The organism is Martelella sp. HB161492 (assembly GCF_013184775.1).
In the GTDB taxonomy this organism is placed as follows: domain Bacteria; phylum Pseudomonadota; class Alphaproteobacteria; order Rhizobiales; family Rhizobiaceae; genus Martelella.
The window spans coordinates 337134-359227 of sequence record NZ_JAATVV010000005.1 but is presented as its reverse complement, the minus strand read 5'-3'; the positions used below and the strand labels follow the sequence as shown (position 1 = coordinate 359227).

Below are 22094 nucleotides of genomic sequence, written 5' to 3'. Positions count from 1 at the left end.
TTACTGATCCAGGCCGAGCAGGTGTCGGATCGCGGGGATCACCAGAACGATCGGCGGCACGGATTCGACGGCCACATCGGCATCAGCAAGCGTACCGGGCGGAATCTGCATGTCGGGACCATGGCCTGACGTCCACTGAAAACCGGAAGGCGCCTGCTTGTCCCGGTCGAGGATCACGCCGAAGGCAATCGGCGCGACGTCGCCAGTCAGCGACTTGGCCAGTGTCGCATTGCCGATCTGTCGTTCGACAGCCGTGTCGCTTTGCGGATCCTGGCTGACCCAAACCACCTTGCCGCGGATCGTGCCAAACCGTGCCGCCTCCACGGTCGAGGGCGCAACATTGACTTCCATGCCCGCGGTGATCTTCTTGCCGTTGAGCGGATTGGCAAAAAACACGCCGTCAATGCTTTCATCGACCGGCTGAACCGTCAACAGCGGCGAGCCGGGTTCCACATAGGCCCCGGGGCTGCCCTCGACGTCGATGACCTTGCCGTCAATATCGGAATAGACCTTGCCGCCACTCTGCAGCGTATCCTCAAGGTCGGAAATGTTTTCTTCGGCCTGCAAAAGCCGGTCATTCATGCTCTGGAAGGCGGTTGTCTTCCGATTATCCAGCTCAAGCCGCTGGGCTGCGATCTGGTCCAGATCGAGCTTTGTCTGTGCAAGGGTCGTCGAAGCCTGGATGAGGGAATCCCGGGCTTCATCGAGACGAAGTGCCGTAATTGCACCGGTCGCACTGGCTTTTTCGAAGCCATCCAGAATCTTCTGGCGGCTGTCCACCTGCTTCTGTTCCCACTCGGCCTGTTTGCTAAGGTCCGCTTCCTTCTTCTTCAGATCAGAAAGCTGCTGCGGAAGAAGCGTATTCCAATAGGACTGGAGCAGCGCCTGTTCGTCCTTCAGCGAGCGCAGTGTGCGGTCAGCCTCGCGTTTGTCCTGGGCAACGGAAATGATTTCGACCGCGGCGATGAGATCGCCTTTCTTAATCGTATCACCGAGTTTCGGCGGCAGGCTCTGCAGGATGCCCGAATGGGTGACGACGAAATCCCTGGTTTCACCAAAGGCCGGACCAAGAATACCCTTGCCCTGCACAAAGGTCGTCACCGTGCCGAAGAACCCCCAATAGATGGCACCGCCAATGACAATGGCGATCGCCACCAGAACCACCCAGCCGCTCGGGCCGACGACGCGCATCAGACTGTCTGCACTCTCCGGGGTCTGGAGATGCTTGAGCGCGGATTGACGATAGACCTTCCGCGCCGGCGCCGGAGAACTGGACATGACGTTGCAGCACTTTCATTCTTCAAATGCGGATATGCGCCTGCGATCCGAGCTGGCAGGCAAGATTGCTAAATATCGATGGACGCCGTGTTTGGGACCGGCATCAGAGGTCGAGATCGACCGCTTTGCGGGTCCCGTTCGGCTCCGCCCCGGCCGGATTGCCGGTGTCTCGGCCAGTGCTCGGCCTGTGTTGCAGGCTGCCGACCCAAACATTATCGAGAAAGCCGCCGTCAAAGGCGCCTCTCGGCGGTTGCCGGTCATCTTCAGGCGTGCCCTCTGCCCCAGCCCCTTTATCGGCTTTCCCCTTCGCCGCTTCCATTCTCTGCTCCTCTGGTTAAGGTTCACCCTGTCCTGTCCATAGGCGGACCGTCAGCCGATCGCGGCTGGCGGTCATCGGGTTCTGTTCAGCGTCAGGAGCCGCTCAGCTTATCCTTGATGACCTGACCAGCAGCATCGATGGTGCCGGAAACGGCCCCGCTGGAGACGATCGCGGAGGCTGTCTTGCCGACCGCACCGCTGACCAGATCGCCCGTGCTCACCCCAAGGATGGCAGCCGCATCACTGCCCGCCACGGCAACCACATCGGCAATTGCACCAATCCCGGTCACTGCACCGACAACAGCGGTTACAGCGGCGACGGGATGTTCCTCGACCTCATGACCAACCCATTCACCGGCGCCCTTGATATCGCCCCACAGGCTGCCGCCCGCAGCGTTCTGCAGATCCCCGGCATCCAGCTCGCTGATTTCTGTTTCATCTGCCTTTGCGGCCGCAGACTTCTTGTTGTCATCCATCATGACTATTCGCTCCATCGGGTCTTGAAGAGGTCAGAAGATCTTCTTGAGTTCATCAACGGCATCCTCGGCACCATGAACTGCCGCATCGGCCGCATCCGCAACCCCTGCGCCAATCACCGCTCCGGTCGCAACGACCGCTGCACCGGCTGCCAGAGTGGCAGCGCCAGCCGCTGCGGCCGGGGCGATGAAGATACCGCCAGCAACTGCACCGATCGTCGCCCCAACGGCACTGTGATGGTCATCCACCCAGCCGGCCGCGTCCTTCAGATCGCTCCCGACACTGCCACCGGATGCGGCCTGCAATGCGTCCGGTCCCAGCTCGCTGATTTCGGTTTCGTCAGCTTTTGCGGTTCCGGTCACTTGGTCTTTGCTGGTCATGAGAATCTCCATCTGATTGTGCTTTGCAGCCTGATCTTGCAATCGCAAACATCCCGTGCGGATGCGTGTCTGATCACGGCACCTGCGGAAAGACATTCCACTTGCCGCGTGAAGGGCATTCTGACGAAAATGGCGCCCTGCTTATTATCAAGTAAACGTAATATTGATTTTTGGAAAATTCAAACAAAAAACATATCAGTCAACTAATTTTTACATGTTACAAAGTAATGCTGTGTAACGCAATGTAACAATCCGATCGCAAAATAGCGATTCTACATGGATATGTCCGGAACAGGGCAATCAGGTCCGTGCCGTCAAAGACCAACGCAAAGGACGAAGGCGGCTAATGGCGCGGCAGCTGCACGGTGACCGTCGTCCCGTGTCCCTCGACACTTTCAAGATCCAGTTTACCGCCATGCGCGGCTATGATCCGGGACACCAGCGAAAGGCCGAGCCCGGTTCCGCCGATCTCGTCAATATTGGAGCCGCGCACTTTCGCAGCCAGCACCGTCTCGATTTCATCCGGTGGGATGCCGATCCCATGATCCACGACGGAAAAGAGTACCGCGTCATCACGGGCAGCGACGACCAGCGTGACGGGTCTGCCGCCAGCCGGCGCTGAATATTTCACAGCATTCTCCAGAAGATTGATCAGAACGAGGCCGAACATATGTCCGTCAACCTCGATCTTCAGCTGCTCGACCGGCGGCTGCAGCGAAATGACGATGTCGGCATCCGGCATCAGATCGCGCGCGCGCCGCACGATGTCGAGCGTCAATGGTTTGATCGCAACCCTCGATTTCTGCGGCTCGAGCGCCGATCCCTGAATACGGCTGCGGTCCAGATTCACGTCCAGCACTTCCACCAGACGGGAAATTCCGCGCCGAATGCGGGCAATCCTCTGCCGGTTGACGTCGTCATCGGCCCCAAGGCTCAGCTCGATCGTATCAACATTGGAACGCACCGTGGCCAGCGGGGTGCGATATTGATGGGAAATAACCTCCATGAAGCGAACCTGCTCCTTCTTCTGCTCCATTTCTGCAGCCAGCGCTGCCTCGGCAGTCTGTTTGGCAGCCGCCAGTTCCTGCGTCCGCTCCTGCACCAGATCGACGGCCTTTTGTTCCGCATCGCGTGCGACCTCAAGCGCTTGCGTCTGCAGGGCGGTATTCAGATGCGAGGCAAGGCGCAGGCGCCAGCTCAGCATGATGGTCAGAAGCAGAGCCTCGACCAGGCAGGCAACGGCATAGCCCTTGGATGCCACCTCCGGCAGCCAGGGAACATTCCAGTAATAGAGCAGGGTGGCGGTCAATCCGAGAAACAGGACAAGATAGGCCGCAGTCCTGATAAAGGACGAACTATCGCCGCGCTTGAGCGTGAAAAGGCTGTAGCAAGCCGTCACCGCGACAAAAATCTGCACCGTCAGGTTTCGGATCGGCGCGAAATAGAGGTTCAGCCCGACAAAGACAGCAAGCGTGCATGCCACACCGATCGCCAGACTGACCATGCAAAACCAGTACATCCAGTGCTTTCGATCCCACAATTCGAACACTTGCCGTGTCGTGAGCGCGCCGACAATCAGGCCGAATGAGGAGAAGAAGGCAAGAAAGATGTCGTTGCCTGTCCCTCCAGAGGGAAACAGCAGCAGCCTGGAATAACCGAGATTGCTGAAATGATAGCCCGCCGCGCTGACAGTGCTGAGCGCAAGATATAGGTAGAGCGGATCACGATTGAGCCGGAACAGCAAAAGCTGAGTAACAAACAGCAGAAACATGCTGCCCAGAACCATGCCGCCGCTGGTGGTGACATAGGCGGTATGGATGACATGGGCGACAGGCTGGAACAGCTTGAGATTGAGAAGCAGCGTCACGCCGCTGGCCTGAGCCCGGATAAAGATGACTTTCGTCGCGCCGGCATCAAGGTCAAGCGGAACAACCTCATCGAGCCCGGAATAGCCGCTTTGCGCCAGAGGTCGCCGCGCGCCAAGCGCGCTGTGACTGAAATCGGCTGCTGTCAGACCGGGGGCCTCATCCGCCACATAGACATCGATCAGATCGATGAAGCTCGGCGTCAGCGACATCAGAACATGCATCGGATCCTGGGACGTGATCCGGACCTTCATCCAGACGGGATCGGGGCTGAAACGGGCCGGAATGCGATTGCGCGCCGTTTGGACAAACCGGTATTGGTTGGGATCTGCCAGCAGGTCTTGCAGGGTGAGATCTGCCGATGCGCCGGTAAGAATGGAAACCTCGGGATCTGGCAGAGATGGTTCGGCAGCGGCCATCCCTCCCCTTGCAGCTGACAGGATCAACAGCGCCATGAGAATGACAAATGCCCGGACTGCAAAGCGGTAAAAAGCTGCTCCAGCGTGGCTGGCCCCGTTTGACATGAAGTCTGCTCTCCTTGACGATTGCGCTATAGTTCCCCAAAGATATGACTGAAATCAATATTGATAGCGATGACGCAGACGATGCAGCTGCACGAGAATGAAGACAGCGAAGCGACGCCACCGGTCCGCGTCCTGCTGGTGGAAGATGATCGGGATCTCAGGCAGAGCCTTGCCGAATATCTGCGACTGCGCGGCAACGCTGTCACGGAGGCTGCTTCCGGCCTGGAGTTCTACAAGGCGCTGCGCAATGCCAGTTTCGATATTGCCATACTTGATGTGAACCTTCCCGATTGCAGCGGCTTTGATCTGGCGGCCGAGCTGGCTCCCGATGCCCGGCGCACGGGGATCATCATGCTGACTGCCCGCACCGGCCGTGAGGACCGCATTCGCGGCTATGGCGAGGGCGCGGACCTCTACATGACCAAACCGGTCGACGGCAACGAATTGCTTCTGGCCATCCGCAATCTCGCACGGCGGCTGCCAGACATTGCTGCCGTGCCACAGGCTCAGGCGGCCGCCTGGAAACTGGACCTGCGCGGATATCTGCTGATCACCCCGGCGGAACGAAAGATCGATCTGACCGCCCGCGAGATGCAGCTCCTGACACTTCTGGCCGAGGCTGGCGGACAACCGGTCAGCCGCACGACCCTGTCTGAAGCGTTCGGTTTCGAAGACCGCCCCGAAGCACGAGGCATTGATGCCATTACCCAGCGTCTGAAACAGAAGGCCGCCTCGATCGACGTTGATCTGCCGATGAAGACGATCCGCTCCGTCGGCATCAGCTTTGCTGCCGATCTCGAAATTCACTGATGCCGCCACGCCGCCGCCGCCTGCTCTGTCAGAAAAGGTCAGAGCAGCGCCAGCAGGACAAAGGCTGCGGCGAGAACCTTGATCAGCGCCCTGTCTGGAAGGAACGAAAGCAGGGCAAAACCTCAGATAGGTCCTGATCTACCATGGCCCGGCCCTGCTTTGCTGTTGCGGGTAGCCCAGCTTTTCAGACGAAGGCCGTTGAGTCTGATGAAGCCCTCGGCATCATGGTGATCGTATGCTCCGGATCCCTCTTCGAAGGTGACCAGATCCATCGCATAGAGCGAAGCAGAGGACGAGCGGGCGACCACATTGGCCGAGCCCTTGTAGAGTCTGAGCGTCACTTCGCCGCTGACATGGGTCTGGCTCCGGTCGATCAGCGCCTGTAGCATCTGCCGCTCCGGGGAAAACCAGAAACCGCCGTAGATGAGCGCCGCATAGCGTGGCATGAGTTCATCCTTCAGATGTGCAGCCGCGCGATCAAGCGTGATCGATTCGATACCGCGATGCGCGGCAAGCAGGATGGTACCGCCAGGCGTCTCGTAGACGCCGCGGGATTTCATGCCGACGAACCGGTTCTCGACCAGATCAACTCTGCCGATGCCATGCTTGCCGCCCAGTCTGTTGAGTTCTGTCAGAAGCTCAGCCGGCGTCAGCACTATGCCATTTACGGAAACGGCATCGCCCTCCGCAAAGCCGATCACGACCGTTTCCGGCTCGTCCGGTGCATCGAACGGATCAACCGTTCGCTGATAGATATAGGAAGGTGCGATCACCGAGGGATCCTCCAGGATATTTCCTTCCGTTGAGGTATGCAGCAGGTTCGCGTCAATCGAGAAAGGAGCTTCGCCGCGCTTGTCCTTTGCAATCGCTATCTGATGCCGCTCGGCATAGTCGATCAGCTGCTTGCGCGACTGAATATCCCAAGTGCGCCATGGGGCGATGACCTTGATCGACGGATCGAGCGCGTTGGCCGCCAGTTCGAAGCGCAGCTGATCATTGCCCTTGCCGGTGGCGCCGTGGGAGATGGCAACAGCGCCAACCTCTTTTGCAATTTCCACGAGATGTCTGGCGATCAACGGTCGCGCAATGGAGGAGCCGAGCAGATATTGCCCTTCATAAAGCGTATTGGCCCGAAACATCGGAAAGACGAAATCACGAACGAATTCCTCTCGGACGTCGACAATGCGGATATCCCTGACGCCAAGCCGCTCGGCCTTCTCGCGTATGGGTCCCAGCGCTTCGTCCTGGCCGAGATCCGCGGTAAAAGTGACCACCTCGCATCGGTAAGTATCCTGCAACCACTTGAGAATGACGGAGGTGTCCAGGCCTCCCGAATAGGACAGCACAATTTTCTCTTTCGCTTTCGTCATCATCTTCGCCTCGGGTTGGAGCCTGACAAAACGATAAGCCAACCGATGCGCAATGAGATTGCAAAGAGTTCACAGGAATAAGATAATTTGGCATAATATGCTGAAATATAGAAATCTGAGGCACTATCATGCCATTCAAACTTGACGCGATTGACCGGCGGATCCTGAAAGCGCTGCAACGCGACGGACGCATATCCAACATCGATCTGGCGAAAGAAGTCGGATTATCGCCTTCGCCATGCCTGCGCCGCGTCCGGCTGTTGGAAGAAGTCGGCATCATTGATCGCTATGTCGCCGTTCTCGATCCGGCGAAGGTGGGGGCGGGCCTGACAGTGTTTGCCCGTGTCTGGTTCAAAACCCAGGATGCACAGGTCACGCTTCAATTCGCGGAGGCGGTCAGACGGTTGCCGGAAGTCATGGAATGCTACCTGACGACCGGCGAATGCGACGCGATCCTGCGCATTGTCACCGCCGACCTTCACAGCTATTGGCGTTTCCAGGCAGACCAGCTGACGCGCATTCCAAGCGTCCTCAACGTGAAGACAGATGTTCCGATGGAAACGCTCAAGCGAAGCTTCGAAGTGCCACTGGCGCTGTAACCCCCATCCAACAAGCCTCGCGTAGGATTTCGCCACCTCTCGCAAACTACCCTTCATTCAGCGATCGGGTACAACATCCCGATCGCACTGCAGTCTGGCATCCGTTAATCCTTCTTTCCGTCGTTATTTTTGGAGGCCTCCAGCGACTGGCTGTTGTGCGTCTTTTCATTATCTTCCAGCCAGGAAAAAACCTCCGGTTGGTTCTCCCTCTTGATCTGCTCCCAGCGCAAAGCGGTCTGTTTGTCGTGTTCAAGCATCGCGGCGAAATCAGCGTCGCGTTGCGATTGGGTCCGCGCCCGCTCCGCACGGATCTGTTCTTCCGCCTCTTTTTGAGCCTGGGCCTGTTGTTTAGCCCACTGCGCCTCCCGCTCCCGGCGTTCGGCTTCCTTACTGCTGGACACGCCAGGGTCAGACCCGACTGATTTACTGAACATGACATCCGTCCTCCCTCGTTGACTTTATTCATGTAATTAAGAACGGCGCCATATTATGAAAAATTCGCTTTTTCTTCATTCGGTCAGCATCGCCTCCAAATTGGCGCCCGCAATACTCTCCCCGGTCAAGAAAAGACAAGCGAACCGAGCCGTCTGGCGGCGGCGGGAAAACCAGCCCTGTCGCGTTCCGGCGTCAGCCCTTCACATGCGGTTCGCCCAGCGTATGCATCAGCCGGTTTGCCCAGCCGAAAATCGCAACGGAATGGATGAGATCGAGGATTTCGAGATCATCGAGGCCGATCTCGCGCAGATGGTAGAACTGATAGACGCCGACATGATCGGGATGGGCCGTCAGGTCGACGCCGAAATTGAACAGCGCCTGCTCGAAATCCGGCAGATCAGCCTCCAGCCCCTTTTCATACACCGCATCGATCACATCGGGCCGCTTTTCCAGCTGGATATAGCGATTGGCATGAACGGCGGCGCAATAGATGCATCGGTTGACGAAAGAAGCCGCCAGCGCCCCGATCTCCCGCCCGCCGCGTGACAGCCCGTCCGGGGCATACATGATGTCATTAAAAAGCGGGGTGCGTTCGGCAAGCGTTTCCGGCTCCTGTGCCAGTACCAGAACATAATCGGAAACCTTGGTATTGGACGGCGTCACTTTGAGCGCATCGAGCTGTTCCGGTGTTGCCTCAGAAAGCTTCACCGGCGTCACATAGGGATGCCATTCCAGCGGTTCCAGCGTGAAGTCATGGATGGGTTTGGACTGGGTCGTTTCGGACATATCAGTGGTCCCTCAGCATTTTCAGACCGGCAACCACCAGAACCTGGTAATTGACGAAGGCAATCAGGCTCGCCAGCGTGACGATATCCCTATCGCTTAGGCCGACTGCATAAAGCTTTTCGACATTGGCACGGGTCGCCTGCTTCGGCGAAAGCGTGATCAGGTCGACATGGGCGAGAATGGTGGCGAGGCGGGGATCACCTTCAGGGGCAAAACCGGGGTCGGCCAGCGCTTCTAGCCCGTTTTCGCCCGTTTCGGCCAGAAGCGCACGATAATGGACGACAAGGTCTTCGGCCTTCCAGAGACCCGCCATACGCGCAGAAAGCACGGCGCGCAGGCCATAGGAAAAATTGCCGGGATCCTTCGGCCGCAAGGCCGCATCATGGCTGGCCTGCGTGAGCGCCTTGATCTTTTCACGCTTTTGGCGCAGCGCCGTCAGCTCGGCATCGCCCAGCACGGTATCGATGACATCAACGCTCATTTCAGTCCTCACTCAAAGCTTCATCGAGAAAATCGAGACGGTCCTGCCCCCAATAGAGCACGTCCCGGTAGATCCATGTCGGCGTGCCGAAGACACCGCGTGCCTTGGCCTCTTCATGGCTTGCGTGCCAGGCCGCGACAATATCGGCGTCTTCTTCCATCGCCTGCAGCGCCTTGCCATCAAGGCCGATGCGGTTGGCAACGTCAATCCGCACCGTAGGCAAGGTCACATCCAGCTCCTCGCTCCACAATGCGTGCAGCAGCGCATGCGATAATTCGAGCGCCGGCAGGCCCTCGCGATCGGCGGCGATCACCATGCGGGCGGAAAATTCGTTATTGGTCGGGTAGTGTTTCGGCTTCAGCACCAGCGGCATGTTGAGGCGCTTGCGCCAGCGATCAAGCTCGACAGCATGATAGTCCTGCCGCGGCTGCGGACGGGTCCTAAGCGGCACGCCGCCATTGTCGGGGACGATCCGTGTCGGGCGGACAACGACGTCAAGGTCATGCTTTTCGATCAAGGCCTTGAATTGCGGCCAGCCCAGATAGGCCCAGGGCGATGACAAGGCGTGGTAGTAATAGACTGTCTTTTTCATCATGTCCTCATCAGGCTTGCTCAACCGCATCGGCATCGCGCCATTCACTGCCGTCCAGCTCCGGCTTTTCATAGACCTGCAATTCCTGCCAATACTGGTCGATATCCCGGGCAAACAGACTGGCCGCAACGCCCTTGGCGAGCCACACCGCGCCCTCGCTGATGGCCGGGATATCGCCGGACACCTTGCCCAGGCTGAGCGCAGAGCCGTAGTTGAAGCAGTGAATATCGGCAAGGTAGGGCGCATCGCCCTCGCTTTTCGGCGTGAGGGTGAAGTCCTCACCAAGCCAGGGGAACCGGCCGAGCCCGTCGCTTTCCTCGTCCTTCGGCGGCGTGTAGCGATCATCCCAGCAGGCGATCCTGTCGGCGAAGGCGGAAAACTCCGTTCGGGCCAGCGGATCGACCAGAAAGCCGGTCGCCGTGATCAGGAAATCGCAGCGGAAAATGCGGCCGGACGTGGTGGTGATGATCAGATCGCTGCCGTCTCTTTCAACCGAAGCAATCGGGCAATTGAAATGGAAGAAGGCATTGTCATGCCGGCTGACCCGCAATGTCGATCCATGCGGAGCTGGCGTCTGCTGGCGCTCGCCATAGCTCATCAGTCGCCAGCGCCATTCGGGATCGAGCTTCGGAAAGCCTGCCGTCACGCCGTAAGAGCCGATCCCCATCAGCTTGTTGATGGTCGGCATGGTCTTGCGCCGCGCCAGAAGACGAACCTCGCCTGCTCCATGTTCCAGTGCTTCGGCTGCATTGTCCATGGCCGAGGCGCCGACGCCGATGACCACAACCCGCTTGCCCTTCAGCCCATCGAAATCAATCTCGTCTTCCGAATGCGCCCAGCATGTTCCCCGCGGCAGGCCGCTGACAAAATCGGGCACCCGTTCCTTGCCCAGCCCGTCACGTCCCGTCGCCCAGACAAGCTTGCGGGTAATGATCGCAGTCCCGTCGGCCATCTCGAGGGTCAGGAGACCATCGTCACGCGGCGTCACCGACGTCACATCCATGTCGTTTTCAACCGGAATGCCCAGCACGTCGCGATACCAGATCAGATAGTCCTGCCACATCGGCCGCGGAATGCGGTAGAGCGCATTCCAGTCGGCCTCGGAGAACTGTGCCTTGTACCAGGCCTGAAAGGTGAGAGACGCCATGCCCAGCGCCGGGCCGGTAAGGTTGATCGGCGAACGCAGGGTCTCCATACGGGCGAAGGTGAGCCACGGACCCTCAAGCCCCTTCTTCGCCTTATCAATGATGCGGATATTGCCGATGCCAGCCCGTGTCAGCGCCAGCCAGGCCACCAGACCGCACATGCCGCCGCCGACGATGACAACGTCGCTGACCGTTTTTCCATCGATGTCGGCGACCGGCTTCACCCAGTTCTTCGGCGGATAGTTGAGGTAGTCGAGATCCTGCCTGACCCGCGCGTTCAGCGCGTCCAGTCCCTGGCCTTTAGTCGTCATGGTCATCTTCTTCTCATGTCGTTTCGCCGGGCAGCCTCGGCCGCCCCGTTTGTGAAAGCCGGCGTGGCGCTTCAGTCCGCGAGCACCACGGCGTCCTTTTCCCGCCAGCCAATCCAGACGGAGGAGCCATCGATCTGGCCAAGAGCAACCGGATCAAGATCCACCGTCAATTCACGTCCGTCGGAGAGCCGGACAGTCAGCAGCGAATGGCTGCCCTTGAAGATCTCGCCGACAATCTCGCCCGGCAGCACATTGCGCCGGTTGAGCTGCTGCTTGACGGCGAAGATTGCCTCGGGCCGGAGCGACACAGTCACCGTACGTCCGGCCTCCGGGGCCGGGCCGGTAAGGCAGGCATGGACTTCGAGCCCGCCCCAGTTGAGCGTGGCGATACCGTCCTCAGCCGAGACCATGGTGGCATCGAGAAAATTGGATTCGCCGATAAAGGTCGCGACGAAGCGGTTCTTCGGTCGCGCATAAAGCGTCTGCGGATCCCCCATCTGCTCGATGCGACCGTTGTTCATCACCACGATCACATCAGACATGGTGACGGCTTCTTCCTGATCGTGGGTGACGAAGAGGAAGGTCTTGCCGGTCTGTTCCTGGATCGATTTCAGCTCGATCTGCATCTGGTGCCGGAGTTTTGCGTCCAGCGCCGAAAGCGGCTCGTCGAGCAGCAGGACATCCGGATCGGGGGCCAGCGCCCTGACCAGCGCCACGCGCTGGCGCTGGCCGCCGGACAGTGCGCTTGGCATCCGGTCGGCATAGTCTTCGAGCCGGACAAGGGCGAGCAGTTCATCAACCCGCTTCTTGATATCGGCAGATGACATGCCCTTCAGCTCCAGCCCGAAGGCAATATTGCGGGCGACTGTCAGATGCGGGAACAGAGCATAGTCCTGAAAGACGATGTTGACGTTGCGCTTGTGCGGCGGGAGATAGGTCACATCGTTGCCCGACAGCGTGATGGCGCCCGAGGTTGGCGTCTCGAACCCGCCCAGCATTCTGAGCGTTGTCGATTTGCCGCAGCCGGACGGACCGAGAAGCGTGACGAATTTGCCCTTTTCGATGGCAAGATCGAGCGCATCGACAGCCGGCGCACCGCTGCCATAGGATTTGGTGACGTTGGAAAAGTGAACGATAGGCTGCATTTCAGTTCCTCGAACGGCCGGAAAGGCGTTCCGCATAAAGACCGACGACAGCGGTGACGATCAGCACCAGGGTCGCGATTGCGTTGATATCGGGCGACATGCCACTGGAAAGCTTCGCAAAGATCAGCATCGGAAGCGTCAGCTGGTAACCGCCAAGGAAGAAGGTGCGGACAAAATCATCGATCGATGTCAGCACGCAGAAGATCATGCCGCCAACCAGCGCCGGACCGAGATAGGGCAGCGTGACGCGGATGAAAGCGATGAAGTTGTCGGCGCCAAGATCGCGCGCGGCTTCCGTCAGGCTCCTCGGCATGGACCGCAGCCGCGTCATCGCCATGATGACGACGAAGGGAACGGCATGGACGGTATGGCCGAGAATAATGGCCGTCGTACCGGTCGGCATGTCGATCAGCCGGATGAAAATGCGCATCGAGATCGCCTGGATCATGCCCGGTACCACCACAGGAAGACAGGCAAGGGCGAAGATGGCGGCGCGGAACGGCACCTTTTCGTTGGAGGCCAGAAGCGCGATCCAGACACCGACGATGGTTGCGATCGCCGTGGTGACGAAGGCAATCATGATGGAATACAGTACGGCATCAAGGAACTGCTTGCTCGCCAGCACCTCGCCATACCATTTCAGCGTCCAGCTCTGAATCGGGAAGGAAATGAAATTGGCATCCTTGAAGCTCATCGCCATCATCAGCAGCAAAGGCACGAGAAGATAGGCAACAAAGGCCCAGTAAAAGCCGGTCAGCAGCCAGTTTTGCGGTTCTCTACGGGTCATGGCGTGCTCCCTCACATCAGCTTGACGTTCTTGCCGCCGCTGGCGACGCGCATGAACAACCCGACCGTGGTCAGCGAGACAACCAGCATCAGGATCGAAAAGGCGGCACCCGCCGGCCATTTGTCATTGGAACCATGGAACAGCTGGGCAATGATTTCCGGGAAGATCACCGTATTCGGTCCGCCGAGCAGAAGCGGCGCGGAGAAAACGCCGATCGTCGTCAGAAAGACGAGGCTGCAGCCGGAAATGATGCCGTCACGCGAGAGCGGCAGGATCACCCGGCGGAAGCGGGTGAAGGGACCGGCGCCAAGATCGGCGGCCGCGTCCACCAGCGAATTCGGGATCTTCTCGATCGCCGAATAGAGCGGCAGCAGCATATAGAGCGAGATCAGATAGATCACGCCGAAGCTCAGTGAGAAATAGGTATAGAGCATCGGGATCGGCCGGTCGATAAAGCCGAATTCGCGCAAGAACATGTTCACCGCGCCACGATTGGCAAGCAGCATGATCACGGAAAAGGTGCGGATGATCTCACCGGCCCAGAACGGCGTCAGAAGCAGAAGCAGCGCCCGGTTGCGGAAGGATGGCCTGACCACCTTGGCAACATAATAGGCAACCGGGTAGACCACCACCAGCGTGATGGCCGTGACCCCGACCGAGAAGACAACGCTGCGGATAAAGGGCGTAAAATAGAGGCTGTCCTCGAAGAAGAGGCGATATTGCGCCAGCGAATAGCTGGCCGACTGCCCATCCATCAGCGGATAGTTTTCCATCAGCGAGATGTTCACCATCTGCAGGATGGGGCCGATATTGAAAAAGAAGATCCAGGCAAGCGGCACGATGACGAGAATGGTCATGCGCAGTTTGGCTGAGTCAGCGACCGCGCCGATGGTCGCGCGGTAGAGAGACGTTTGTATCAGGCGGCCGAACCAACCCGCATAACGGGGGGCACGCGCTGCCTCTTCGGAGGATTTTCCGGCCATTGGGATCGAAGCCATATGTCTGATGCGCCTGTTGGAGAAGCGTAGCAGGGCGAACGGGCCGCCCTGCAACCACAAATTGGCCGTCAGGCCGCTTTGACTTCGGCCGTAGCGCGGTCGATCATCTCGTTCTTCATTTCGCGGTTGGTATCGCCGAAGAAGACGATCCGGGCGATCTGCTCTTCCGGCAAGGCGATTGCCGCGCGTTCCTTGTCCGTCAAAAGCGCGTCGACGCCGGCAAAGGCACTGGAAAAGCCCGACTGGCGCACCATCTGCGCACCCACTTCCGGATTGGCCAGAAGCGCGTTGAAGAAGGTATAGGCTGCATCCGGGTTGGGCGCGTTGTTGACCATATTGAAGGAATAGAGGAAGCCGTACGTGCCTTCCTTCGGGATTGAGAGCTCGATCGGATGACCATCCATGATCAGCTTGGATGCCGGGCCGGACCAGGCCTGGGCGACATAGACATCCTCGTTGATCAGCATCTGCTGAACTTCGGAGCCGGCATCGTAGTATTTGCGCACCATGTCCTTGTGCTCGATCAGGTAGTCACGAGCAGCATCGGTTGCCTTCTGCGCTTCTTCCGGCTTGTCGAGATAGGAGACGAAATCACCGTCATAGCCGAGATATTTCATCGTGATCGACAGGAAATCGGAGATGATATAGGTGGTGAAACCCTTATATTCCGGGTCGAACATCAGTTCCCAGCTGTCAGAAGCCTTGGTGTAGTCGGTGTTGCGGACCATGCCTTCGAAACCGGCCAGAAGCGGCACGCCATAGACCTTGCCGTCAAAGGTCAGCTGCTTGGCGCCCGCATAGGGCTTGGCTAGGTTCTTGAAATTCGGGATCTTGTCGACATCCAGCGGCTGCAGCAGGTTCGATGTCAGAAACTGGCTGATGCGGTGACCGGCAACAGTGACGATGTCAGTCGAGGGCTGATCGCCTTCGGCGGCGACCAGATTATACTGCTTGCCCTGGTCGTCGGTCAGGCGGATGCGGATTTCGATACCGGTTTCCTTCTGGAAATCCTTGACGAAATCTTCCGGCAGAAACTTGTCATAGGTGGTGATGTTCAAAACACTGCCCTGGGCCATGGCCGGGCGAATGATTGAGGGCGCAGCAAGGATGCCGGCACCTGAAGCCATCAACTTCAGCGTCGAACGACGCGTCGGCTTGATAAGGGTCATGTCACTCTCCTTCTTTGATCATTTTACGACCCGCACCGCCCGGCTCTCACTCCGCGCAGCACAGGCTCTTCCCCTTTTGATTGCCGGCCCCGCGCGCGGGACCGGTTTGCTGACATGAACCGCAGACGGTGCATGTCAGCGAATTGAAGCGTTCTGTCCTGTTCCCTCAAGAACAACGCCCGACGCGGCAAACTCCTCCGACAGCGAAAGCGCCACGGCGGCTTCGGCGTGAATGAAGGTGGAATCAAAGGCCGGTATCGCAAAATCCTTCTGATCGACCAAAAGGCCGATCTCGGTGCAGCCGAGGATGACGCTGTCGGCACCCTTTTCGACCGCCCTGCCAACAATCTCGACATAGCGGTCATGGGATGGCTTCGAGATCACGCCGCAGCAGATTTCCTCGAAGATCACATCATGCACCGTGGTGCGGTCGTCCGCCTCCGGCACGATCGGATCGAGCCCATAGGCCAAACGCAGCCGGTCGATGTAGAATTCCTTCTCCATCGTGTAGCGCGTGGCCAGCAGCAGTGGCCGCTTCGCCCCGGCAGAAGCGACGGCCGCACCGGTGACATCTGCAATATGGATCAGCGGAACCGAAATCGCCGCCTGCACCTGATCGGCGAGGATATGCATCGTGTTGGTGCAGATCAGCACCATGTCAGCACCCGCAGCCTCGAGCTCTCTTGCGACCGAAATCAGCAGCTCGGCAGCCTTGTCCCAGAGCCCGGCCTTCTGCAGGGCGACGACATCAGCGAAATTGACCGAGCGCAGGACGATATCAGCCGAGGCCAGCCCGCCGCCCTTCAGGCGCCGGACCTCCTCATTGATATGCCGGTAATATACCGCCGTGCTTTCCCAGCTCATTCCGCCGATCAATCCAATCCGTTTCATGGTTATTCTCTTCATTCTGATTACGGGAAGCGATGAAATCATCCTACCAGTCCCACATGAAGAGAGTGTCCAAATATTTGCGCTCAATATCGCTATTGAGCATATCCATCCTACAAGATGCCATCAATTTAGTCGAAATTTACATCATTGACCTTCTGCTTGAAAAATGATCATAATTGCATAACATTTAGGCTCGGCGCTGCAAAATCTAAAATTTAAGCAAATCATGCGTTATTTTTGCTGTTTGACAAGTGTCTACTTTTGCAATTTTACCACGCCAGAACATTCTGACATGACCTGGAACTGGCGCAACTGATTGAGAAAAGGAAATTATTTCCTACCCGCATCACCCGAATTGAAATCTGCGATCACGGACAAAAAAACTCATGTTTGATGAAATAGACCGCAAGATTGTCGATCTCTTGCAGCGCGACTCTGACAAGACCGTCACCGAAATTGCCGAAGCTGTTGGCCTTTCCCACACGCCGTGCTGGCGGCGGATCAAGCGCATGGAGGAAATGGGCTTCATCCGCAATCGCGTTGCACTGATTGACCGCAAGATGGCCAATGTGCCGATGACGATCTTCATCGCCATCAAGGCGCCGCGTCACACCGCCGACTGGCTGGACGCCTTCCGCGAACAGTTGCGCGGCATTCCCGAAATCACTGAAGCCTATCGGCTGACCGGCGAAACCGACTATCTCGTGCGGGTCGTCGTGCCGGATATCGAAGTCTATGACCAGGTCTACAAGACCATGATCTCGCGACTGGAGTTCTCCGATATTTCCTCCTCCATCGCCATGGAAGAGCTGAAATTCACCACCGCCCTGCCCACCAAATACATGTAAGGACGAGCTGATGAAGATCGCCATTCTCGGCGCCGGATCGATCGCTTTCGGCATGGCCGCCTTTCTGGCCTCGGCCGGCCATGAGCCGGTCTTGTGGTCGCCTTCCGGAACCGGCTGCAAGACACTTGGCCAAGGGACCGATCTGGTCGCCTCGGGCGCCGTGACCTTCACCGGGCCTGTTGCCGCGGCGAAAAGCTGCGCCGATGCGCTGGATGGCGCTGATCTTGCCATCATTGCCATGCCGGTCAACGCGCACCGCATGGCCATCGAAGCCCTGATTCCGGTGATCGATCCGGCCTGCCCAGTGATCATCTCATCGCATGCCTCCTTCGCCGCGCTCTATCTGTCGAAATGCCTGAAGGCTGCCGGCAAGGACAATCTGATCATCGCCTGGGGCACGACATTGCTGACCGGACGGCGCAGGGGCGAAACATCGGTTACGGTCAACACGGTCCGCCAGAAGGTGGATATGGCAACCCTGCCCCAAAGCCGTGCCGAAGAGGGGCTGTCCCTTTGCACGGCGATTTTCGGCGACCGTTTCGTGCCGCGCGACGGATTGATGGCGATCGCACTTTCAAACCTTAACCCGCAAAACCATCTCGGCATTGCGCTGCTGAACCTGACACGGATGGAAAAGGGCGAGATCTGGAGCCAGGGCGAGCATGTGACGCCCGCCGTCGGCGCCTTCATCGAAGCGCTGGACCGAGAGCGCCTGGCGATTGCGGAGGCTTTCGGGCTGAGGACAAAGACCGTGCAGGAACATTTCTCGCTGTCCTTCCACGTCCCGCTTGGCTCGGTCTCGGAGATGAACCAGGAAATGCATGCTGCCGGGCGCGGCGGTCAGGGACCATCAACAGCCGACAGCCGTTATGTCTTCGAGGATGTCCCGTTTGGCTTGCATGCAACCGCTGTTCTCGGCCGGATCACCGGCAGGCCAGCTGTGCTGCACGAAGCGGGCATCGCCATTTTCTCCGCCGCTTTCGAGCGGGATCTCACCGCCGATAATGATCTCCTGCCAGCGCTTTCGCTGGACAGTCTGGACCGGGCAGCACTCGAAGCCTTATGTCTGAAGGGTTATTAGCGATCGGTCCATGGCGAAAGCAGTTTGATGCCGATGGCGGAAAAATCCTTGAGATTGCGTGTGGCAAGGATCCCGCCATTCACCAGCGCAATGGCGGCAATCATGCCATCCGGCACGGACATGGGCCGGCCGTTTCGTATGGACTGGCCCATGATCTCACCATAGGCAATTGCCGCATCTTCGGTAAAGGCAAAGAGCCTGTCATGGAACCGGCCACGCCATGCCGACAGCCCTTCGGCAAGCCGATGCGCGCGTTCATCCGGTCTGATCTTTTCAATGCCAAAGGCAATCTCTGCGATAACAACGCTCGACAAGGCCAGTTCACCATCATGGCGGATCAGCCAGTCCTGAACGTTACGGTCAGGTTCACGGCGCAGCGATTCCGAAACAACATTGGTATCGACAAAAATCACAGGTCGGGACCCTGGTGTGGTGTGCGGCTCTCGCGGATGACAGCATCGAGATCGACGTCACTGCCATAGTCAGTGGCAAGCCTTGTGAAAAACTGACGGGCGGGCTCATGCCCGATTTCACGCTCAGCGTAAGCCTCAAGCGCGCGCTCGACCACATCGGCGATGGAGCGGTTTTCACGCTGGGCAAGCCGATGTGCAAGATCACGCGCGCGCGCGCTGCGAACGGAAAGCTGTGGTTGAGGCATCGCCGAAGTCTCCATCTCTATAGCTCTCTATATGGGAGTATCGCAGTAGATGGCAAGATGGCAGCAGCCATCCAGATGGCTTGCTCAGTTCAGGTCGATGCGGATCTGCAGGACGGTGGTCGCCACATCTGCCGTCAGGGCGCAGGCCTCGTCGCGGCCAAGGATCAGCGTGTCGAATGGCTGAAGCCTGACTTCATCAGCACGGCACGGCATCAGCGGCACCAGCGCCGTGGTATCGTTGTCGCAACGGATCTCCAGTCGGTCCTGAAGCCTCACCGCCTCCACCTGGTGACGGACACGGCCGCGCCGGCTCATGACATTGAAGTCACGGATTGGTCCGGCCGTCAGACGGGCGAAAACCGGCTCATCGCCAGAGAATGCGAAGGGGACGCCAGGCTCAAGCATTGTTGCCGGTAATCTATCACCGCTCAGCTCCATCCCAGCGCCTTCAATGACAGTCAGCGTCCGATCAATGCCGGGAAAGGCCGAAAACGGCCCATCGCCGGCGACATCGGCCATGGAGAGCCGCCAGTCGAAATCCGCCATCGAAGCGCCGTCTGGAGAGACGGCAATCTCCGCCGTCTTTCCACCGCCATTCTTCCACGCCATCACGCGATAGGCACTGACCTTCAGAATCCGCATCAATCAGTTTCCGAGAATGCCGGGAAGCCGAAGACCATGTTCCTTCGCACATTCGACGGCGATCTCGTAGCCGGCATCGGCATGGCGCATGACGCCCGTTGCCGGGTCGTTCCACAAAACGCGCGCCAGTCGCTCATCGGCATCGACCGTACCATCACAGCAGATCACCATGCCGGCATGCTGCGAAAAGCCCATGCCGACGCCGCCGCCATGATGGAGCGATACCCAGGTGGCACCCGATGCTGTATTGAGCAGCGCGTTCAGCAGCGGCCAGTCGGAAACGGCATCAGAGCCGTCCTGCATTGCCTCGGTTTCGCGGTTGGGAGAGGCGACCGAACCGCTGTCGAGATGATCGCGGCCGATGACGATCGGCGCTTTCAGCTCGCCATTGCGCACCATCTCGTTAAAGGCAAGTCCGAGACGGTGGCGATCACCGAGGCCGACCCAGCAAATCCGCGCAGGCAGGCCCTGAAAGTGAATGCGCTCCTTTGCCATATCAAGCCAGTTATGCAGATGCTTGTTGTCCGGCAGTAGCTCCTTGACCTTCTGGTCGGTCTTGTAAATGTCCTCCGGATCGCCGGAAAGGGCGGCCCAGCGGAAGGGGCCTATGCCGCGGCAGAAGAGCGGGCGGATATAGGCCGGAACGAAACCGGGGAAGGCAAAGGCGCGTGTCAGCCCCTCTTCCTTCGCCATCTGACGGATATTGTTGCCGTAATCGACGGTCGGGATGCCCTGGTCGAAAAAGGCCAGCATGGCTTCGACATGGGTGCGCATCGACGCGCGGGCGGCTTTTTCCACCGCTTTCGGATCCCGCTCCGCCTTCTCGCGCCATTCGCCAAGCGTCCAGCCCGCGGGCAGATAGCCATTGACCGGATCATGCGCCGAGGTCTGGTCCGTGACGATATCGGGCCGAACACCGCGCTTCACCAGTTCCGGCAGCACTTCGGCGGTGTTGCCGACGAGACCGACCGATTTTGCCAGCCCCGCCTTGGTCCATTCATCGATCATCGCCAGCGCCTCATCGAGGCTGTCGGTCTTCTCGTCCACATAGCCGGTCCGCAGACGGAAATCGATACGGGAGGGGTCGCATTCAACTGCAAGGCATGAGGCGCCTGCCATGACGGCTGCAAGCGGCTGGGCGCCGCCCATGCCGCCAAGCCCGCCGGTAAGGATCCACTTGCCCTTGAGCTCGCCGCCGAAATGCTGGCGACCAGCCTCGACAAAGGTTTCATAGGTGCCCTGGACGATGCCCTGTGCGCCGATATAGATCCAGGAGCCGGCCGTCATCTGGCCATACATCATCAGGCCCTTCTTATCGAGCTCGTGGAAATGATCCCAGTTGGCCCAGTGGGGCACGAGGTTCGAATTGGCGATCAGCACCCGCGGTGCATGCCTGTGGGTGCGAAACACGCCGACGGGCTTACCGGACTGGACCAGCAGCGTCTCGTCATCTTCCAGCGTCTTCAGCGTCTCGACAATCCTGTCAAAATCGCCCCAGGTGCGGGCCGCGCGGCCGATACCGCCATAGACGACCAGTTCATGCGGCTTTTCGGCGACATCGGGATCGAGATTGTTCATCAGCATGCGCAGCGGCGCTTCGGTGAGCCAGCTCTTGGCGTTGAGCTCTGTCCCGGTCGGTGCGTGGATCACGCGTGAATTCAGGCGCGGATTGGTCATTGTCTCGTTCCCTCTTCTCAAATGCGGGCGGAAAGCGCGATGCGCTCGATCCGCTCCAGAATATCTTTCAGATGCAGCCGCAGCCGCTCCGCCTTTTCCTCATCATAGCCAAAGGGCGGCTCTTCTGATGCCAGATGGGTGGATTGCGCTAGTTCCATCTGGATGGCGTGAACGCCGTTCTCCGGCTGGCCATAATGCCGTGTCGTCCACCCGCCTTTGAAACGGCCGTTCAGCGCATAATCATAGCCTCTTGCGCCTGAAACCAGACTGGCAACTGCTGCCTCGAATTCCGGCGCGCAGGTGATGCCGAGATTGGTGCCAATGTTGAAATCCGGCAGCTTGCCTTCAAAGAGAAAGGGGATGTGCGAACGGATCGAGTGGCAGTCATAGAGCACGGCGATGCCGTGAATGGCCTTCACCCGGGCAATCTCGGCGGCAAGGGCTGCATGATAGGGCCGGTGAAAGGCGTCCAGCCGGGCAGCGATATCGTCTGCATCCGGCGTCTCGCCATCCTTCCAGATGGCCGCACCGTCGAAATCGGTTTCCGGCACCAGCCCGGTCGTGTTCTGGCCGGGATAAAGGCTTACGCCTTCGGGATCACGATTGGCGTCGATCACATAGCGGTGGAACGTCGCCTGAACCATGGTCGCGCCATCGAGAAGGCCGTCATAGAGCCGCTCCACATGCCAGTCGGTATCCGCGAGGATTTTGCCATTGTCGTTCAGCCGCGCGGCGATCGCTTCCGGCACGTTCGTCCCGACATGGGGAAAACCCAGAATGACGGGCGATGTGCCCTGACGAATGATGACGGGTTCCATCTTTCTCTC

Annotated in this window: 25 protein-coding genes; 4 read left to right on the top strand and 21 right to left on the bottom strand. The window is 58.8% G+C overall.

Annotated elements, in window-relative coordinates; translation table 11 throughout:
* From HCK86_RS10990 to HCK86_RS10970, 5 genes are all read right to left on the bottom strand, one after another.
* Complete coding sequence (locus HCK86_RS10990) at positions 1 to 1278, bottom strand: NHLP bacteriocin system secretion protein (RefSeq protein ID WP_176084493.1); 1278 nt, start codon at positions 1276 to 1278, stop codon at positions 1 to 3.
* A 103-nt stretch (positions 1279 to 1381) separates the two neighbouring features.
* Positions 1382 to 1597 carry a hypothetical protein gene (locus HCK86_RS10985; protein WP_176084492.1) on the bottom strand — a complete coding sequence of 72 codons (216 nt, stop codon included), beginning with the start codon at positions 1595 to 1597 and terminating at the stop codon, positions 1382 to 1384.
* Positions 1598 to 1688: 91 nt separating this feature from the next.
* The gene (locus tag HCK86_RS10980) at positions 1689 to 2075 is read right to left on the bottom strand and encodes a hypothetical protein (protein WP_176084491.1); all 387 of its coding nucleotides are present in this window, start codon (positions 2073 to 2075) and stop codon (positions 1689 to 1691) included.
* Positions 2076 to 2105: 30 nt separating this feature from the next.
* On the bottom strand, positions 2106 to 2453 hold the full coding sequence (locus tag HCK86_RS10975; RefSeq protein WP_176084490.1) for a hypothetical protein: 348 nt from the start codon (positions 2451 to 2453) through the stop codon (positions 2106 to 2108).
* Between the two features lie 343 nt (positions 2454 to 2796).
* Positions 2797 to 4737: a sensor histidine kinase gene (locus HCK86_RS10970; protein WP_176084489.1), complete on the bottom strand. Its 1941-nt coding sequence runs from the start codon at positions 4735 to 4737 to the stop codon at positions 2797 to 2799.
* 174 nt (positions 4738 to 4911) lie between these two features.
* Here HCK86_RS10970 and HCK86_RS10965 point away from each other — a divergent pair, with 174 nt between their 5' ends.
* Complete coding sequence (locus HCK86_RS10965) at positions 4912 to 5652, top strand: response regulator transcription factor (RefSeq protein ID WP_176084488.1); 741 nt, start codon at positions 4912 to 4914, stop codon at positions 5650 to 5652.
* 122 nt (positions 5653 to 5774) lie between these two features.
* Here the strand turns inward: HCK86_RS10965 and HCK86_RS10960 are convergent, their stop codons facing one another.
* A complete protein-coding gene (locus tag HCK86_RS10960; protein ID WP_176084487.1) occupies positions 5775 to 7022 on the bottom strand; it encodes an argininosuccinate synthase in 1248 nt (415 codons plus the stop codon).
* 128 nt (positions 7023 to 7150) lie between these two features.
* Here HCK86_RS10960 and HCK86_RS10955 point away from each other — a divergent pair, with 128 nt between their 5' ends.
* Positions 7151 to 7621 (top strand): Lrp/AsnC family transcriptional regulator, encoded by a 471-nt coding sequence (locus HCK86_RS10955; RefSeq protein ID WP_176084486.1) that lies wholly within the window; start codon positions 7151 to 7153, stop codon positions 7619 to 7621.
* Positions 7622 to 7725: 104 nt separating this feature from the next.
* On the opposite strand, the gene HCK86_RS10950 is transcribed toward HCK86_RS10955, so the two are convergent.
* From HCK86_RS10950 to HCK86_RS10905, 10 genes are all read right to left on the bottom strand, one after another.
* Positions 7726 to 8055 (bottom strand): hypothetical protein, encoded by a 330-nt coding sequence (locus HCK86_RS10950; RefSeq protein ID WP_176084485.1) that lies wholly within the window; start codon positions 8053 to 8055, stop codon positions 7726 to 7728.
* 193 nt (positions 8056 to 8248) lie between these two features.
* On the bottom strand, positions 8249 to 8842 hold the full coding sequence (locus tag HCK86_RS10945; protein WP_176084484.1) for a peroxidase-related enzyme: 594 nt from the start codon (positions 8840 to 8842) through the stop codon (positions 8249 to 8251).
* 1 nt (position 8843) lies between these two features.
* Entirely contained in the window at positions 8844 to 9323 is a 480-nt protein-coding gene (locus HCK86_RS10940; RefSeq protein WP_176084483.1) for a CMD domain protein, read from the bottom strand.
* A 1-nt stretch (position 9324) separates the two neighbouring features.
* Entirely contained in the window at positions 9325 to 9918 is a 594-nt protein-coding gene (locus HCK86_RS10935) for a 2-hydroxychromene-2-carboxylate isomerase (RefSeq protein ID WP_176084482.1), read from the bottom strand.
* A 7-nt stretch (positions 9919 to 9925) separates the two neighbouring features.
* Positions 9926 to 11377 carry an NAD(P)/FAD-dependent oxidoreductase gene (locus HCK86_RS10930; RefSeq protein WP_176084481.1) on the bottom strand — a complete coding sequence of 484 codons (1452 nt, stop codon included), beginning with the start codon at positions 11375 to 11377 and terminating at the stop codon, positions 9926 to 9928.
* A 65-nt stretch (positions 11378 to 11442) separates the two neighbouring features.
* Entirely contained in the window at positions 11443 to 12516 is a 1074-nt protein-coding gene (locus HCK86_RS10925) for an ABC transporter ATP-binding protein (protein WP_176084480.1), read from the bottom strand.
* A 1-nt stretch (position 12517) separates the two neighbouring features.
* Positions 12518 to 13303 carry an ABC transporter permease gene (locus tag HCK86_RS10920; RefSeq protein WP_176084479.1) on the bottom strand — a complete coding sequence of 262 codons (786 nt, stop codon included), beginning with the start codon at positions 13301 to 13303 and terminating at the stop codon, positions 12518 to 12520.
* Between the two features lie 11 nt (positions 13304 to 13314).
* Positions 13315 to 14301 (bottom strand): ABC transporter permease, encoded by a 987-nt coding sequence (locus tag HCK86_RS10915; RefSeq protein WP_246739549.1) that lies wholly within the window; start codon positions 14299 to 14301, stop codon positions 13315 to 13317.
* Positions 14302 to 14369: 68 nt separating this feature from the next.
* Positions 14370 to 15470, bottom strand: coding sequence for an extracellular solute-binding protein (locus HCK86_RS10910; protein WP_176084478.1), 1101 nt, complete (start codon positions 15468 to 15470; stop codon positions 14370 to 14372).
* Between the two features lie 135 nt (positions 15471 to 15605).
* Positions 15606 to 16361, bottom strand: coding sequence for an aspartate/glutamate racemase family protein (locus HCK86_RS10905; protein WP_176084477.1), 756 nt, complete (start codon positions 16359 to 16361; stop codon positions 15606 to 15608).
* 386 nt (positions 16362 to 16747) lie between these two features.
* On the opposite strand from HCK86_RS10905, the gene HCK86_RS10900 reads away from it, so the two are divergent.
* Together HCK86_RS10900 and HCK86_RS10895 are read left to right on the top strand one after the other, a co-directional pair.
* On the top strand, positions 16748 to 17209 hold the full coding sequence (locus HCK86_RS10900; RefSeq protein WP_176084476.1) for an Lrp/AsnC family transcriptional regulator: 462 nt from the start codon (positions 16748 to 16750) through the stop codon (positions 17207 to 17209).
* 10 nt (positions 17210 to 17219) lie between these two features.
* Positions 17220 to 18290 carry an NAD/NADP-dependent octopine/nopaline dehydrogenase family protein gene (locus tag HCK86_RS10895; protein WP_176084475.1) on the top strand — a complete coding sequence of 357 codons (1071 nt, stop codon included), beginning with the start codon at positions 17220 to 17222 and terminating at the stop codon, positions 18288 to 18290.
* On the opposite strand, the gene HCK86_RS10890 is transcribed toward HCK86_RS10895, so the two are convergent.
* The 5 genes from HCK86_RS10890 to hutG all read right to left on the bottom strand — a co-directional run bounded on the left by HCK86_RS10890 (position 18287) and on the right by hutG (position 22085).
* The gene (locus HCK86_RS10890; protein ID WP_176084474.1) at positions 18287 to 18703 is read right to left on the bottom strand and encodes a type II toxin-antitoxin system VapC family toxin; all 417 of its coding nucleotides are present in this window, start codon (positions 18701 to 18703) and stop codon (positions 18287 to 18289) included. The two genes, HCK86_RS10895 and HCK86_RS10890, sit on opposite strands and share 4 nt — an antisense overlap.
* Positions 18700 to 18948, bottom strand: a complete 249-nt coding sequence (locus tag HCK86_RS10885; protein WP_141149801.1) for a type II toxin-antitoxin system VapB family antitoxin — start codon at positions 18946 to 18948, stop codon at positions 18700 to 18702. Before HCK86_RS10885 ends, HCK86_RS10890 begins: the two co-directional genes overlap by 4 nt.
* Before the next feature lie 84 nt (positions 18949 to 19032).
* Positions 19033 to 19590 (bottom strand): HutD family protein, encoded by a 558-nt coding sequence (locus HCK86_RS10880; protein WP_176084473.1) that lies wholly within the window; start codon positions 19588 to 19590, stop codon positions 19033 to 19035.
* A gap of 3 nt (positions 19591 to 19593) precedes the next feature.
* Entirely contained in the window at positions 19594 to 21267 is a 1674-nt protein-coding gene (gene hutU, locus HCK86_RS10875; protein ID WP_176084472.1) for a urocanate hydratase, read from the bottom strand.
* Positions 21268 to 21284: 17 nt separating this feature from the next.
* Positions 21285 to 22085: an N-formylglutamate deformylase gene (gene hutG, locus HCK86_RS10870; protein ID WP_176084471.1), complete on the bottom strand. Its 801-nt coding sequence runs from the start codon at positions 22083 to 22085 to the stop codon at positions 21285 to 21287.
* Positions 22086 to 22094: the final 9 nt, after the last annotated feature.

Bases quoted from the DNA above. Each gene is read 5' to 3' on its own strand.
- HCK86_RS10990 (WP_176084493.1), bottom strand. From the start codon at position 1,278: ATGTCCAGTTCTCCGGCGCCGGCGCGGAAGGTCTATCGTCAATCCGCG.
- HCK86_RS10985 (WP_176084492.1), bottom strand. From the start codon at position 1,597: ATGGAAGCGGCGAAGGGGAAAGCCGATAAAGGGGCTGGGGCAGAGGGC.
- HCK86_RS10980 (WP_176084491.1), bottom strand. From the start codon at position 2,075: ATGATGGATGACAACAAGAAGTCTGCGGCCGCAAAGGCAGATGAAACA.
- HCK86_RS10975 (WP_176084490.1), bottom strand. From the start codon at position 2,453: ATGACCAGCAAAGACCAAGTGACCGGAACCGCAAAAGCTGACGAAACC.
- HCK86_RS10970 (WP_176084489.1), bottom strand. From the start codon at position 4,737: ATGGCCGCTGCCGAACCATCTCTGCCAGATCCCGAGGTTTCCATTCTT.
- HCK86_RS10965 (WP_176084488.1), top strand. From the start codon at position 4,912: ATGACGCAGACGATGCAGCTGCACGAGAATGAAGACAGCGAAGCGACG.
- HCK86_RS10960 (WP_176084487.1), bottom strand. From the start codon at position 7,022: ATGACGAAAGCGAAAGAGAAAATTGTGCTGTCCTATTCGGGAGGCCTG.
- HCK86_RS10955 (WP_176084486.1), top strand. From the start codon at position 7,151: ATGCCATTCAAACTTGACGCGATTGACCGGCGGATCCTGAAAGCGCTG.
- HCK86_RS10950 (WP_176084485.1), bottom strand. From the start codon at position 8,055: ATGTTCAGTAAATCAGTCGGGTCTGACCCTGGCGTGTCCAGCAGTAAG.
- HCK86_RS10945 (WP_176084484.1), bottom strand. From the start codon at position 8,842: ATGTCCGAAACGACCCAGTCCAAACCCATCCATGACTTCACGCTGGAA.
- HCK86_RS10940 (WP_176084483.1), bottom strand. From the start codon at position 9,323: ATGAGCGTTGATGTCATCGATACCGTGCTGGGCGATGCCGAGCTGACG.
- HCK86_RS10935 (WP_176084482.1), bottom strand. From the start codon at position 9,918: ATGATGAAAAAGACAGTCTATTACTACCACGCCTTGTCATCGCCCTGG.
- HCK86_RS10930 (WP_176084481.1), bottom strand. From the start codon at position 11,377: ATGACCATGACGACTAAAGGCCAGGGACTGGACGCGCTGAACGCGCGG.
- HCK86_RS10925 (WP_176084480.1), bottom strand. From the start codon at position 12,516: ATGCAGCCTATCGTTCACTTTTCCAACGTCACCAAATCCTATGGCAGC.
- HCK86_RS10920 (WP_176084479.1), bottom strand. From the start codon at position 13,303: ATGACCCGTAGAGAACCGCAAAACTGGCTGCTGACCGGCTTTTACTGG.
- HCK86_RS10915 (WP_246739549.1), bottom strand. From the start codon at position 14,301: ATGGCTTCGATCCCAATGGCCGGAAAATCCTCCGAAGAGGCAGCGCGT.
- HCK86_RS10910 (WP_176084478.1), bottom strand. From the start codon at position 15,470: ATGACCCTTATCAAGCCGACGCGTCGTTCGACGCTGAAGTTGATGGCT.
- HCK86_RS10905 (WP_176084477.1), bottom strand. From the start codon at position 16,361: ATGAAACGGATTGGATTGATCGGCGGAATGAGCTGGGAAAGCACGGCG.
- HCK86_RS10900 (WP_176084476.1), top strand. From the start codon at position 16,748: ATGTTTGATGAAATAGACCGCAAGATTGTCGATCTCTTGCAGCGCGAC.
- HCK86_RS10895 (WP_176084475.1), top strand. From the start codon at position 17,220: ATGAAGATCGCCATTCTCGGCGCCGGATCGATCGCTTTCGGCATGGCC.
- HCK86_RS10885 (WP_141149801.1), bottom strand. From the start codon at position 18,948: ATGCCTCAACCACAGCTTTCCGTTCGCAGCGCGCGCGCGCGTGATCTT.
- HCK86_RS10880 (WP_176084473.1), bottom strand. From the start codon at position 19,590: ATGCGGATTCTGAAGGTCAGTGCCTATCGCGTGATGGCGTGGAAGAAT.
- hutU (WP_176084472.1), bottom strand. From the start codon at position 21,267: ATGACCAATCCGCGCCTGAATTCACGCGTGATCCACGCACCGACCGGG.
- hutG (WP_176084471.1), bottom strand. From the start codon at position 22,085: ATGGAACCCGTCATCATTCGTCAGGGCACATCGCCCGTCATTCTGGGT.